This window comes from Achromobacter sp. HZ01 (genome assembly GCF_003267925.1).
Lineage (GTDB): Bacteria > Pseudomonadota > Gammaproteobacteria > Burkholderiales > Burkholderiaceae_B > Achromobacter > Achromobacter pulmonis_A.
Genome location: NZ_LWKV01000002.1, coordinates 210,834 through 223,369 on the forward strand (window position 1 = coordinate 210,834; position 12,536 = coordinate 223,369).

At 70.3% G+C, this 12,536-nt stretch carries 10 protein-coding genes and 1 pseudogene; 3 read left to right on the plus strand and 8 right to left on the minus strand.

What is annotated here, in order from left to right; genetic code table 11:
• Window position 1: 1 nt before the first annotated feature.
• From A6B37_RS10050 to A6B37_RS10065, 4 genes and pseudogenes are all read right to left on the minus strand, one after another.
• Window positions 2–1,216: pseudogene (locus A6B37_RS10050) on the minus strand (FAD-dependent oxidoreductase); the annotation flags it as partial.
• A 7-nt stretch (window positions 1,217–1,223) separates the two neighbouring features.
• Window positions 1,224–2,093 (minus strand): ABC transporter ATP-binding protein, encoded by an 870-nt coding sequence (locus A6B37_RS10055; protein ID WP_102773692.1) that lies wholly within the window; start codon window positions 2,091–2,093, stop codon window positions 1,224–1,226.
• A 4-nt stretch (window positions 2,094–2,097) separates the two neighbouring features.
• Window positions 2,098–2,928: a nitrate ABC transporter permease gene (ntrB, locus tag A6B37_RS10060; RefSeq protein WP_111825664.1), complete on the minus strand. Its 831-nt coding sequence runs from the start codon at window positions 2,926–2,928 to the stop codon at window positions 2,098–2,100.
• 26 nt (window positions 2,929–2,954) lie between these two features.
• The gene (locus A6B37_RS10065) at window positions 2,955–4,256 is read right to left on the minus strand and encodes a CmpA/NrtA family ABC transporter substrate-binding protein (protein WP_111825665.1); all 1,302 of its coding nucleotides are present in this window, start codon (window positions 4,254–4,256) and stop codon (window positions 2,955–2,957) included.
• Between the two features lie 338 nt (window positions 4,257–4,594).
• On the opposite strand from A6B37_RS10065, the gene A6B37_RS10070 reads away from it, so the two are divergent.
• Entirely contained in the window at window positions 4,595–5,176 is a 582-nt protein-coding gene (locus A6B37_RS10070; RefSeq protein ID WP_102773694.1) for an ANTAR domain-containing protein, read from the plus strand.
• Window positions 5,177–5,293: 117 nt separating this feature from the next.
• Window positions 5,294–6,709, plus strand: a complete 1,416-nt coding sequence (gene cysG, locus A6B37_RS10075) for a siroheme synthase CysG (RefSeq protein ID WP_102773695.1) — start codon at window positions 5,294–5,296, stop codon at window positions 6,707–6,709.
• Between the two features lie 245 nt (window positions 6,710–6,954).
• Here the strand turns inward: cysG and upp are convergent, their stop codons facing one another.
• The 4 genes from upp to A6B37_RS10095 all read right to left on the minus strand — a co-directional run bounded on the left by upp (window position 6,955) and on the right by A6B37_RS10095 (window position 11,534).
• On the minus strand, window positions 6,955–7,593 hold the full coding sequence (upp, locus tag A6B37_RS10080) for a uracil phosphoribosyltransferase (RefSeq protein WP_102773696.1): 639 nt from the start codon (window positions 7,591–7,593) through the stop codon (window positions 6,955–6,957).
• Between the two features lie 167 nt (window positions 7,594–7,760).
• The gene (dacB, locus tag A6B37_RS10085) at window positions 7,761–9,209 is read right to left on the minus strand and encodes a D-alanyl-D-alanine carboxypeptidase/D-alanyl-D-alanine-endopeptidase (protein ID WP_102773697.1); all 1,449 of its coding nucleotides are present in this window, start codon (window positions 9,207–9,209) and stop codon (window positions 7,761–7,763) included.
• A gap of 81 nt (window positions 9,210–9,290) precedes the next feature.
• A complete protein-coding gene (locus tag A6B37_RS10090; protein WP_111825666.1) occupies window positions 9,291–10,451 on the minus strand; it encodes an ABC transporter substrate-binding protein in 1,161 nt (386 codons plus the stop codon).
• An 84-nt stretch (window positions 10,452–10,535) separates the two neighbouring features.
• Window positions 10,536–11,534, minus strand: a complete 999-nt coding sequence (locus A6B37_RS10095) for an LLM class flavin-dependent oxidoreductase (protein WP_111825667.1) — start codon at window positions 11,532–11,534, stop codon at window positions 10,536–10,538.
• Between the two features lie 83 nt (window positions 11,535–11,617).
• Here A6B37_RS10095 and A6B37_RS10100 point away from each other — a divergent pair, with 83 nt between their 5' ends.
• Complete coding sequence (locus tag A6B37_RS10100; RefSeq protein WP_102773700.1) at window positions 11,618–12,433, plus strand: IclR family transcriptional regulator; 816 nt, start codon at window positions 11,618–11,620, stop codon at window positions 12,431–12,433.
• Window positions 12,434–12,536 lie beyond the last annotated feature (103 nt).

The following is a 12,536-nucleotide window of genomic DNA, read 5'->3' on the forward strand; positions in this document are numbered from 1 at the left end:
CGCCCGCCGCGCTTTCGCCGCCCATGAGCCGGTCGCGCAGCGCGCCTATGCCCCGCCCTTCCCGGATCAGCCGCAAGTACCAGGCGCCGTCGGCGGTGTCGCCGTACAGGCAGACGCCCACCAGCCTGTCGCCGCGGATGACCAGCTTCTTGTAGACGCCGTCCAGCGAGTCGGCCAGCGTGATGGCTTCGGTCTGCCCGCCGCCGGCGAATTCGCCGGCGGAGAACAGCTCGATGCCGCTGACCTTGAGCTTGGCCGACGCGACGCTGCCCTGGTAGCGGCCGATGCCGTGCAGCGCCAGATGATTGGCCGCCACCCGGGCCTGCTCGAACAGCGGCGCCACCAGCCCGTAGGCCGTGCCCCGATGGTTGGCGCATTCGCCCACCGCGTAGACGCGCGGATCGTAGGTCTGCAAGGTGTCGCTGACCACCACGCCGCGGTTCACGTACAGGCCGCAGCGCTCGGCCAGCTCGGTGTTCGGCCTGACGCCGGCCGCCATCACGACCAGGTCCGCCGGGATCTCCTCGCCGTCGGCGAAACGCAGCGCGCGCACGCGCCCGTCCGCGCCGCCCAGGATGGCCTGGGTCTGGCGCCGCAGCAGGAATTTCAGCCCGCGAGCCTCCAGGCTGGCGCGCAGCAGCGCCGCGGCCGCGCCGTCCAGCTGCCGGTCCAGCAGCGACGCGCCCAGGTGCACCACCGACACATCCATGCCGCGCGCGGCCAGGCCGTTCGCGGCCTCCAGGCCCAGCAGCCCGCCGCCGACCACGACCGCGTGCCGGTAGCGCGCGGAAGCGTCGATCATCTCGTTCACGTCGCCGATCCCGCGAAAGGCGACCACGCCCCGGAGATCCTTGCCCGGCACCGGCGGCATGTAAGGCGTCGAGCCGGTGGCCAGCAGCAGCCGGTCGTAGGGCGCGCAGCCGCCCTCGTCGTCCAGCACCCGGCGGCGCGCGCGGTCCACCTCCACCACCTTGCGCCCCATCAGCAGGCGGATGCCGTGGCGCGCGTACCAGTCCTCGTCGTTCAGCACGATGTCCCGCAGGCTTTGTTCGCCGGCCAGCACGGGCGAGAGCAGGATGCGGTTGTAGTTGGTGTAGGGCTCGGCGCCGTACACCGTGATGTCGTACAGGTCGGGCGCCAGCTTCAGCAGTTCTTCCAGCGTGCGTATGCCCGCCATGCCGTTGCCCACCACCACCAGTTTCTGTTTCGCTCCCATGATGCCGCTAGGCCGCGGCGCGCGCGGCGCCGGCCTCCTCCAGCGCCACCGGGGCAGCGGCCGCGTCCGCCTGCGCGGCGGCCGGCGCGCGCTCCGGATTGCCGTAGCGCCGGTGCAGGAAGTCCACCACGGCGGCGCGGCATTGCAGATAGACGGCGTCGTTGGCCAGCCCGACCCGGTCGCGCGGCCGCGCCAGGGGCACGGGCAGGATGTCGCCGATGGTCGCGGCGGGGCCGTTGGTCAGCATCACGATGCGGTCCGACAGCAGCACCGCCTCGTCCACGTCGTGCGTGACCATGATGGTGGTGGTGCGCGTCTGGGCCACGATCTTCAGCAGCTCGTCCTGAAGGTGTGCGCGGGTCAGCGCGTCCAGCGCGCCGAAGGGTTCGTCCATCAGCAGCACGCGCGGCTCGATCGCCAGCGCCCGCGCGATGCCCACGCGCTGCTTCATGCCGCCGGAGATTTCGCGCGGCAGCTTGTTCTGCGCGGGCAGCAGCCCCACCAGGTCCAGCGCGGCCCGCGTGCGCTGCGCCAGTTGCGGGCGTTTCTCGGCGCCGCCGTACACCCGCTCCACCGCCAGATACACGTTCTGGAAGCAGTTCAGCCAAGGCAGCAGCGAATGGTTCTGGAACACCACGGCGCGGTCCGGCCCGGGACCGGCGATCTCGCGTTCCGCACACAGCAGCACGCCGCGGGTCGGGCGCGTCAGGCCCGCGATCAGGTTCAGCAGGGTCGACTTGCCGCAGCCGGAATGGCCGATCAGGGTGATGAATTCGCCCTGCGCCACGGTAAGGTCGATGTCGCGCAGCGCCACGAACGGGCCGCGGCCGGTGTTGAACGTCTGCCCGACGCCTTCGATGCGTACGAATTTCTTCATGGCCTCATTCCTCGGTGTAGGTGTAGCGGCGCGCCAGCGCGATCAGCATGGTCTCCAGCAGCAGCCCGACGATGCCGATCACGAAGATCGCGATGACGATGTGGTCGACCTTCAGGTTGTTCCATTCGTCCCACAGCCAGAAGCCGATGCCGGTGCCGCCGGTCAGCATTTCGGCGGCCACGATCACCAGCCAGGCGGTGCCGATGGACAGCCGCACGCCGGTCAGCACGTGCGGCAGCACGGCCGGCAGCAGCACCTTGGTGATGACCTTCCATTCGGACAGGTTCAGGACCCGCGCCACGTTCAGGTAGTCCTGCGGCACCCGCGCCACGCCGGCCGCGGTGTTGACGATCATGGGCCAGATCGAACAGATGAAGATCGCCCAGATGGCGGCCGGGTCGGCCGCCTTGAAGAGCAGCAGCCCCAGCGGCAGCCAGGCCAGCGGCGAGACCGGGCGCAGCAGGCTGACGATGGGCGAGAACATCGCGCGCACCGCCGCGTAGCGGCCGATGACGAAGCCGGCGGGTATGCCGACCAGCGCGGCCAGCCCGAAGCCGATGGCCACGCGCTGCAGCGAGGCCAGCACGTTCCAGCCGATGCCGCGGTCATTGGGCCCGTTGTCGTAGAACGGATCGGCGAACAGCTGCACGGCCGCATGCCAGGTGGCGCCCGGCGTGGGGATTTCCGGTATGCGCATCGCCACCGCCTGCCACAGCAGCACGAACAGCGCGAAGCCGGCCGCCGGCCCCACGATGGCGCGCAGCGCGGACTCCAGGCGCACGCGCCACAGGATGGCGGCTTCGCCGCCGCCGGACACATTCGTCAAGGTGGACATAGCCACTCCTTTTTTCGTATCGGCGCTCAGGCGCGGACCTTGAACCCGTCGGCGTAGGCCGCGGGGTTGCTGCCGTCCCAGGCCACGCCGTCGATGAGCCTGGAGCTGCGCATCTCGCCGGCCGGCAGCGCCGCGCCGGCCGCCTGCGCGGCCTGCTTGTAGATATCGATGCGGTTGACCTGGCGGGCCACCGCCAGGTAATCGGGATGTTCCTTCAGCAGCCCCCAGCGCTTGTGTTGGGTCAGGAACCACATGCCGTCGCTCAGGTAGGGGAAATTGGCCGAACCGTCGGCGTAGAAGCGCATGGCGTGATCGTCGGTCCAGCGCTTGCCCGCGCCGTCGTCGTAACGGCCCTGCATGCGGTCCACGATGGTCGCGGCGTCGGTGTTGACGTAGGACTTGGCGGCGATGGTCTCGGCGGTCTTCTGGCGGTTGGCGGGCGAGGCGTCTATCCATTTGCCGGCTTCGAGTATGGCGGCGGTGACCGCGCGCGCCGTATTCGGATGGCGCGCGACGAAGTCCGCGCTGGCGCCCAGCACCTTTTCGGGGTGCTCGGGCCAGATGGCCTGCGAGGTGACCGCGGTGAAGCCGATGCGGTCCTGGATGGCGCGCGCGCCCCAGGGTTCGCCCACGCAGTAGCCGTCCATATTGCCCACGCGCATGTTCGCGACCATCTGCGGCGGCGGCACCGTGATGACCCTGGCGTCCTTCATCGGATCGACGCCGTAGGCCGCCAGCCAGTAGTACAGCCACATGGCGTGCGTGCCGGTGGGAAAGGTGTGCGCGTAGGAGTAGGTGCGCTTCTCGGAAGCCATCAGCCGGGCCAGCGATTCGCCGTCGCGCGCGCCGGCCTCCAGCAGCTTGTTCGACAGCGTGATCGCCTGGCCGTTCTGGCTCAGGCCCATCAGCACCGCCAAGTCCTTGCGCGGCCCGCCTATGCCCATGTGCACGCCGTAGACCAGGCCGTAGAGCACGTGCGCCATGTCCAGCTCGCCGTTCATGAGCTTGTCGCGCACCGCCGCCCAGGAGGCTTCCTTCGAAGGCTGGATGGTGACGCCGTATTTCTTGTCGATGCCCAGCACCGAGGCCATCACCACCGACGCGCAGTCGGTCAGCGGGATGAAGCCGATCTTCACCTCGGTTTTCTCGGGCGCGTCGGTGCCGGCGGCCCAGGCGCCGGCGCGCACCAGCGGATCGACCAGCGACAGCAGGCCGGCGCCGGCGACCGCGCGCGCCGTGCCGCCCAGCCACTTGCGGCGCCCCAGGTCGGCGCCGGCTTCTGCGCGGGCCGCGGTGTCGGTGGAATGGCTGGCGATGGTTGGCTTCATGCGTGGCTCCTGGCGAAAAAAAAACGTCCCGCGCGCCACGGCGACCAGGCCGGTGGCGATGCGGAACGTCGTTGTCCCTTGCCGCGGATCGCGGCGCTTTGCGTGGGCAGCCGCCGTTGGCCGCCCGTTTTCACTCAAGCAAAGACCGTGCCAATCGCGAAAAGACCCTGCCGCGCAGGGCGCGCGCCGCCGGACGCCGCGGCGCGAACCGACTTGGTGCGCAGTCCGATGCGGCGCCGCACCATTCCTGTGCGGACGCCGCCCCCTCGCCGGGCGCGCCCAGGGCGGGACGCGATGGCATGGAACTTGCATGACCGTCTCCATCAGGAGGAAGCGTCATGCTCAAGGTCATGCTGCTCAACGATGGCGAAGGACGCGCGGCGTCGCTGCGGCAGGTGCTGGCCGCGGCGGGCGTGCGCGTGGTGGCGGAAGCGGCGACCGGCATGGATCTCGCCGCCCGCATCGCCCGCGCGGCGCCGGACGTGGTGCTGATCGACAGCGATGCGCCCGGCCGCGACACGCTGGAGGACGTCTGCGTGGCCAGCGAACACAGCGACCGCCCGGTGGTGATGTTCACCGGCGACGGCGACCGCGCAACCATACGCGCGGCCCTGCGCGCCGGCGTCGCGGCCTATGTGGTGGGCGAGGTGCCGGCGGCGCGCATCGAGCCCTTGCTGACCGTGGCCATCGAACGCTTCGCCATGGAAAAGTCGCGCCGCGACGAGCTGCGCGAGACGCGCGAGCGCCTGGCCGAGCGCCAGGTGGTGGAAAAGGCCAAGGGCATTCTGATGAAGGCCCGCGCGGTCCCGGAAGACCAGGCCCACCGCCTGCTGCGCGAGTACGCCATGCAGAACCAGAAACGGCTGGGCGAGGCCGCCCGCGAAATCGTGGAGATGAGCCAGTGGCTCAATCGCGCCTAGGCGCGGCGAGCTAATAAGTTATGGCTATATGGAATGAAGAAATCAAAAGTTGTGGGGATGAAACCCCGTCCCTATGATCGAAAGACATTTACCCGGGTTCGCCCGAGGCGGGCATTCATGAAGCTTTTCCCGATTTTTGCCGATCTGAAAGACAGGCGGGTCGTCGTGGTGGGCGGCGGCGCGGTGGCCGAGCGCAAGACGCTGGCGCTGCTGGAGGCCTCGGCCGACGTGGTCGTGGGCGCGCCGGAACTGACGCCGGCCCTGGCGGCGCTGGCGGCCGAAGGCCGCATCCGCCATCTCGCCGGCCGCTTCGACCCGGCCTGGCTGGACGACGCCTGGCTAACGGTCGCCGCCACCGACGACCGCGAGGCCAACGCCGCGGTGTCGCAGGCCGCCGGCGAGCGGCGCCTGTTCTGCAACGTGGTGGACGACCCGGAACTGTCGTCGTTCCAGGTGCCGTCCATCGTCGACCGATCGCCGCTGATCGTGGCGATTTCGTCCTCGGGCGTGGCGCCGGTGCTGGCCCGGCGGCTGCGCGAACGCATCGAATCCCTGTTCGACCACACGCTGGGCCAGCTGGCCGCGCTGGCGGCCCGCTACCGCAAGCCCATCCGCGCCAGCCATCCGGACCTGGGCGCGCGCCGCCGCTTCTATGACTGGCTGCTGGACGGCCCGGTGGCCGGCCTGCTGCGCCAGCAACAGCCGGTGCAGGCCGAGGCGGCGCTGACCGCGGCGCTGGCGGCCCCGATCGCGCCGGCCGCCGGCAGCGTGGCGCTGGTCGGCGCCGGCCCCGGCGACCCCGGGCTGCTGACGCTGAAGGCCTTGCGCGCGCTGAACGAGGCCGACGTCATCCTGTACGACCGCCTGGTCAGCGACGAGGTCATGTCGCTGGCGCGGCGCGACGCCGAACGCGTGGCGGTCGGCAAGCAGCCGGGCGAAGACCACCACGCCACGCAGGCGCGCATCCACGCGCTGCTGGTCGAGCACGCGCGCGCCGGGCGGCGCGTGGTGCGGCTCAAGGGCGGCGACGCCTTCATCTTCGGCCGCGGCGGCGAGGAACTGGAATACCTGCGCGCGCACGGCGTGCGCTACGAGGTGGTGCCGGGCATTACCGCCGCGCTGGCCTGTGCGGCCTACGCCGGCATCCCGCTGACGCACCGCGACCATGCCCAGTCGGTGCGCCTGGTCACCGCGCACTGCCGCGAGGACGAGGACAACCTGGACTGGGCCGCGCTGGCGCAGGAAAGGCAGACCGTGGCGTTCTATATGGGCGTGGGCCAGCTGGACCTGCTGACGCAGCGCCTGCTGCGCCACGGCCGCGCGCCGGACACGCCGTTCGCGCTGATCGAAAACGGCAGCCGGCCCGGGCAGCGGGTGCTGTCGGGCACGCTGCAACGGCTGCCGGCCCTGGCCGCCGAACACGCGATACGTTCGCCTGCCCTGCTGCTGGTGGGCGAGGTCGCGGGGCTGGCGCCGCGGCTGCGGTGGTTCGGGGAGTATGTCGAGGGGAATCTGGAGAGGATGGCGGCTTGAAGGGGGGATTGGCGGCTGGCGCCGCCTGATGGGTGTCGCGCGTTCGACGGTTGATTGCTTGCGCGAACCGTCTCGCGCTTTACCCATCCTACCCGATGCGTGATCCCGCGCATTGGGTCGTCCCGCGCGTTGCGGCCATCCCGGGCATCCCGGGCATTCCGCAACCATCGTAGGATGGGTAAAGCGCGAGACGGTTCGCGCAAAAACCCGGCCGTCCAACGCGCGGCACCCATCGCCCCGCCCGCCTATTCCGTCTTCTGCGTGGTGCCGAAGATCCGGTCGCCGGCGTCGCCCAGGCCCGGCATGATGTAGCCGTTTTCGTTCAGGCCGTCGTCGATGGACGCGGTGTAGATGTGCACGTCGGGGTGCTTGGCCAGCACGGTGTCGATGCCGACCGGGGCGGCCACCAGCACCAGGGCGCGGATTTCCTTACAGCCGGCGCGCTTGAGGAGGTCGATCGCGGCCACCATCGAGCCGCCGGTGGCCAGCATCGGGTCGACGATCAGCGCCAAGCGCTGGTCCAGTTCGCCGACCAGGCGCTCCAGATAGGTGTGGGCCTCCAGCGTCTCTTCGTTGCGGGCCACGCCCACCACGCTGACCTTGGCGCCCGGAATCAGGCTGAGCACGCCGTCCAGCATGCCGATGCCCGCGCGCAGGATCGGCACCACGGTCACTTTCTTGCCGGCGATCTTCTCCACCTCGACCGGGCCGCACCAGCCCTCGACGGTGGCCGGGGCCAGCGGCAGGTCCTTGGACGCCTCATAGGTCAGCAGCGCGCCGACTTCCTGGGACAACTCGCGGAAGCTCTTGGTGCTGAGGTCGGCGCGGCGCATGATCCCGAGCTTGTGGCGGATCAGCGGATGGCGGATTTCGTGCACGGGCATGTGCGTAACACTCCAGAATATTGATCAAGGGGTTGGTCGCCCCGGACGCAACCGCGGCAGCGCGGCGCTGCGCGCCGCCCGCGTCGAGCCGCTTCCGGGGATCGTAATCGGGTTTGGGGCCGGTGCGAAGTTCCTTTTTCTCTGTACAGGCCCCGGGGCGCCGTTCGCTATTGTTCGGCGAGCCAGGCGATCAGCGCGTCGTCGAAGGCCCGCACGGCGCCGGCCTGCTCGTGGTTGACGATGCTGACCACCACGTAGCGCTTGCCGCTGGCGCCCAGCACGTAGCCGGCGATCGCGCGCACGTCGCGCAGCGACCCGGTCTTGAGGTGGGCCATGCCCTGGGCGCCGTTGCCCTTGAGGCGGCGGCGCACGGTGCCGTCCACCCCGGCGATCGCGAAAGACGAAATGTACTCCGGCATCAGGGGAGAACTCCAGGCCAGGGTCAGCATCGAGGCCAGGCTGTCGGCCGAGACCCGGGCCTCGCGCGACAGGCCGGCGCCGTTGTCGATGACGAGTTCCGGCATGTCCAGGCCCTGCCTGGCCAGCAGGTCCTTGGCCACGGCCTCGCTGCTGGGCACGGTGGCCGGCCGCCGGCCGCGCTCGGCGCCCAGCGTCAGCAGCAGGGTGCGGGCCATGACGTTATTGCTGCGCTTGTTGATCTGGCGGATCGCCTCGGACAGCGTGGGCGAATCGTGCGAGGCCAGCACCACCGCGTCGGGCGGCACCACACCGGCGCGCACCTGGCCCTTGAACGTGCCGCCCAGCTCCTTCCACAGCATGCGGAACACTTCGGTGGCGTAGTCCGGCTGCGACAGCGCCAGCCGGTACAGGCTGAATTCGCCGCAGGAGCCGGCCACCTTGCCGTTGACGCGGATGGTCACGCCCTGCTGGGTGATCACCGGATCGGTGGTCACCACCGGCGGGCCGGGGCAGCGCACGTCGCTCCATTCGACGCGGCCCTCGATCTTCAGGCCCGGCAGCGGCGGATCGATCAGCGGCACCCACTTGTTGGCCACCGGATCAGGCGTGAACAGCAGGCGCAGCGCGCCGAAGCCCACCATCAGGGCGTCCGGGCTGGCGTTGTAGGCGCGGTCCGGAGCGCCGTCGAAAGCGCCGGGGTCGGTCGCGACCTGGCCGAAGATGCTGCGGTCTATGACCAGGTCGTTGATCTGCTTGACGCCCTTCAGGCGCAGCTCGCGCAGCAGCACCCACAGGTCCTGCAGCAGGAACTGCGGATCGCCGCCGGCCTTCAGGTACAGGGGGCCGGCCAGCGCGCCCTTGGCGTCGGGCCGCGCGCCGGGCGCCGTCATGAATTCGGTGCGCCAGACGTAGTTCGGCCCCAGCTCGGACAGCGCGGCCCAGGTCGTCACCAGCTTCATGACCGAGGCCGGATTGCGCGCTTCCTTGGCGTTCAGGGCCGCCAGGCGCGGACCGTTCACTTCCTGGACCACCAGCGACAGGGAACTGTCGGGCAGCTTGGTGGCTTTCCAGGCGCGGACCACGTCGGCCGGCAGGCCGGGAACCTGGGCGCAGGCGGCGCCCGCGGCCAGGGCCAACAGCCCTCCCGCCAGCCACCGCTTCAGCCCGCCCCTACGCTTGTACCCTAGTCCCGTCATGCCACGCCCGTCCGGTTGCTCATCCAGCAAAAACGAGAGCATACAAAATCGGCAGGGCTTGCGGGCGCGGCGCGACGGCCGCTACTTCTTTTCAAGCTTCCATTTGCCGGCGGCGATGGTCGCCATCACCAGCGCGCGTTCGTCCAGGCCGTTATGGTCGGTCGGGCTCATCGTGACCACGCCGGTCGCGGTGGGCAGGTTCCTGACGTTCTCCAGCGCGTCGCGCAGCGCCGCCCGGAATTCGGCCGTGCCGGGCTTGGCCTGCTTCAGCGCCACCGGAATCGCCTGCTGCAACAGCAGGCCGACGTCCCAGGCATAGGCGGCGAACAGCGAGACGCTGCCCGCGCCGTTGGCGGCCTCGTATTTCCGGGCGAAGGCGCTGGCCGTGGCCTTGACCGGGTTGTCGTCGGGCAGCAGGTCCGCCACCATCACCGGGCCGACCGGCACCCAGGCGCCGTCGCAGGCCGCGCCGCAGACGCGCAGGAAATCGTTGTTGGCCACGCCGTGGTTGAAGTAGATCCTGCCCTGGTAGCCGCGCTCGCGCAGCGCCCGGGCCGGCATGGCGGCGGGCGTGCCCGAGGCCCCCACCACCACCGCGTCCGGCGCCGCGCCGACCAGCTTGAGCGTCTGGGCCACGGCCGAGGTGTCGGTGGGCGCGAAGCTCTCCTTGCCCACCACTTCGATGCCATGCTTCTTGGCCGCCTTCTCGACCTCCACCCAGAAGGTCTCGCCCAGCGCATTGTTGAAGCCGATGAAGGCCAGCTTCTTCACGCCGTTGGCGGCCGCGTGGCGCGCGATGCCCTCGGCCATCAGCGAATCGGAGTGTGGGGTCTTGAACACCCAGCGCCGCTTGTCGTCGACCGGCTCGATCAGGCGCGCCGACGAGGCCAGCGTGATCACCGGCGTGGCGCCGCTGGCCACCGTGTCCAGCATGGCCATCGTGTTGGGCGTGGTGCTGGACCCGACGATCAGGTCCACCTTGTTCTCCGAGATCAGCTTGTGCGAATTGCTGACCGCGCGGGTGGTGTCGGAGGCGTCGTCCAGCACCACGTACTCGACCTTGACGCCGCCGATCTCGGCGGGCAGCAGGCTGATGGTGTTGCGTTCGGGAATGCCCAGCGAAGCCTGCGGGCCGGTGGTCGACAGGGTGGCGCCTATCTTCACCTGGGCCAGCGCGGGCGACGCGCCTAGGGCCAGCAGGGCCGCAAGCGCGGCGGCGGTCAGGGTATGGCGGGGAATCATGCGCGGTCTCCAGTGGTGGACGTACGTCGGTGGGCGGATGTCTGGTTATGCATGGCGCCGATCCGCTACGGCGTGAAACGGAGGTCAGGCGGCGCGCACGCCCGCAAGCGGCATGGCCTGCTCCATCAGGCGCTGCATGGAGTCCAGCACCAGGTCCTGCGGCATCAGCCCGAAGTTGTGCAGGCCGAGCACGTGGTCCAGGCCCATGTCGGCCAGCCGCGCCAGCTTGGCGGCCACGGTGGCCGGGGAGCCGAACAGCGACAGGCCGCTGGCGATGATGTCGTCGTAGACCTGCTTGCGCGCGTACAGCCGGGTATCCACGTACAGGTCGAAGGCGCGCGCGGCGCGCCGGCGCGCCTCCTCGTCGGTGGCGGCCACGTGTGTGTGCAGCGCGACCGCCGCCATGCCGGCGGCGTCCCCGATGCCGGCCTCGGCCAGCCCGCGGCGGTAGTCCTGCATCATCTGGCCGATTTCCTCGAAATCGTCCACCGCCGCGTAGGGCACGAACAGCATGCGCCGGCCCTGGCGGCCCACGTGGTAGGCGGCCTCGCGCCGCAGGATGGCCACGTACAGCGGCACCGGGTCCTGCACCGGCTGCACGTTCAGGCGCACCTCGCGGACGGTGTTGAACCTGCCCTCGTGGGTCACGCGTTCGCCGCGCAGCAGCCGCTCGACCAGCATCAAGTTCTCGTCGAAGCGCTCGCGCTTGGTCGCGGGGTCGATGCCGTAGCCGTCGAACTCATGCTTCAGGTAGCCCGAGCCCACGCCCAGCGCCAGCCGCCCTTGCGACAGCTGGTCCACCAGGGCATAGTTTTCCGCCACCGTCAGCGGGTTGTGGAAGGTCAGGATGGAGATGGCGGTGCCCAGCCGCAGCCGGCTGGTTTGCTGCGACAGCGCCGCCAGGAACACGGCGGGGTTGGGCACCGCGCCGTATTCGTGGAAATGGTGCTCGGCCACCCAGAAGGTGTCGTAGCCCAGCTGTTCGGCGCGCCGCGCCTGCTCCAGCACCTGGCTGTAGAGCTGGCCCAGCGTGCGCGGCTGGGACGGATAGTGGTCCTGGACCGAGAAGATGGACATCTTCATGGCTGGCTTGTCTCCGCGATTGTCCGCCGCTTGCGGCTGATGTATTTTTTAGTGATACACGTATTCTAATAAGCGACGATCCCATGTCAACAAACAGCAGTACCGGCATCCAGTCCGCCGAAATCGCGCTGGACGTGCTGACCCGGCTGGCCGAGCTGGGCGGCGCGCTGTCGGTGTCGGAGCTGGGCCGCAGCCTGGACATGCCGCGCGCCAAGGTGCACCGCTATCTGGTCTCGCTGGAGCGGCGCGGCTACGTCGAGCAGGACCCCGCCAGCGCCCGCTACCGGCTGGGCCCGCAGGCGCTGCATACGGGCCTGGCGGCGCTGGCCGAAGTGGATTTCGTGAAGCTGGCGGCCGGCTGCCTGGATGGCCTGAGCGCGGCCATCGGCCAGACGGTGTTCATTTCGGTGTGGGGCCAGCACGGCCCGACCATCGTGCAGTGGCGCGACGCGCGGCTGCCGGTGACCGTCAACGTGCGGGTGGGTTCGGTGCTGCCGCTGCTCAACAGCGCCACGGGCCGCGTCTACGCCGCCTGGCTGCCTGAAACCCTGGTGCTGCCGCGCGCGCTGTCCGAATGGGACGCGCTGCTGGCCCAGCACGCCGACGCCGCCCGCGCCCTGGACGCACCCGAACCGCCGGCCGACCCCGCCGCCCTGCTGCGCCGGCAATGGCAGGCCACGCGCGAGCGCGGCTACGCCAGCGTCAGCGGCAACCTGCTGCATGGCATCGATTCGGCCGCCGTGCCGGTCATGGACGCCCAGGGCCGGCTGGCGGGCGCCATCACCGGCCTGGGGCTGCACGGCGGCTTCGACCTGGCGCCACAGGGCCTGCCGGTGCGGGCCCTGGTCGCGGCGGCGGCCGACTGCTCGCGCCGTTTGGGCTGGAATCCGTCCCCCTGAACAAAACCCGCGCGCGGCGGCCGCTTTACAATACCGGGTTGCGCCGGGCTTGCCCGGCCCGTCCGTGCCATCAACGGCCGCCCTTTTCTGCCGTCCTGTCCGG

What these genes read in the sequence shown, in the direction of transcription:
- A6B37_RS10090 (WP_111825666.1), bottom strand. Translation starts at nt 10,451, where the DNA reads ATGATTCCCCGCCATACCCTGACCGCCGCCGCGCTTGCGGCCCTGCTG.
- upp (WP_102773696.1), bottom strand. Translation starts at nt 7,593, where the DNA reads ATGCCCGTGCACGAAATCCGCCATCCGCTGATCCGCCACAAGCTCGGG.
- A6B37_RS10100 (WP_102773700.1), top strand. Translation starts at nt 11,618, where the DNA reads ATGTCAACAAACAGCAGTACCGGCATCCAGTCCGCCGAAATCGCGCTG.
- dacB (WP_102773697.1), bottom strand. Translation starts at nt 9,209, where the DNA reads ATGACGGGACTAGGGTACAAGCGTAGGGGCGGGCTGAAGCGGTGGCTG.
- cysG (WP_102773695.1), top strand. Translation starts at nt 5,294, where the DNA reads ATGAAGCTTTTCCCGATTTTTGCCGATCTGAAAGACAGGCGGGTCGTC.
- A6B37_RS10055 (WP_102773692.1), bottom strand. Translation starts at nt 2,093, where the DNA reads ATGAAGAAATTCGTACGCATCGAAGGCGTCGGGCAGACGTTCAACACC.
- ntrB (WP_111825664.1), bottom strand. Translation starts at nt 2,928, where the DNA reads ATGTCCACCTTGACGAATGTGTCCGGCGGCGGCGAAGCCGCCATCCTG.
- A6B37_RS10095 (WP_111825667.1), bottom strand. Translation starts at nt 11,534, where the DNA reads ATGAAGATGTCCATCTTCTCGGTCCAGGACCACTATCCGTCCCAGCCG.
- A6B37_RS10065 (WP_111825665.1), bottom strand. Translation starts at nt 4,256, where the DNA reads ATGAAGCCAACCATCGCCAGCCATTCCACCGACACCGCGGCCCGCGCA.
- A6B37_RS10070 (WP_102773694.1), top strand. Translation starts at nt 4,595, where the DNA reads ATGCTCAAGGTCATGCTGCTCAACGATGGCGAAGGACGCGCGGCGTCG.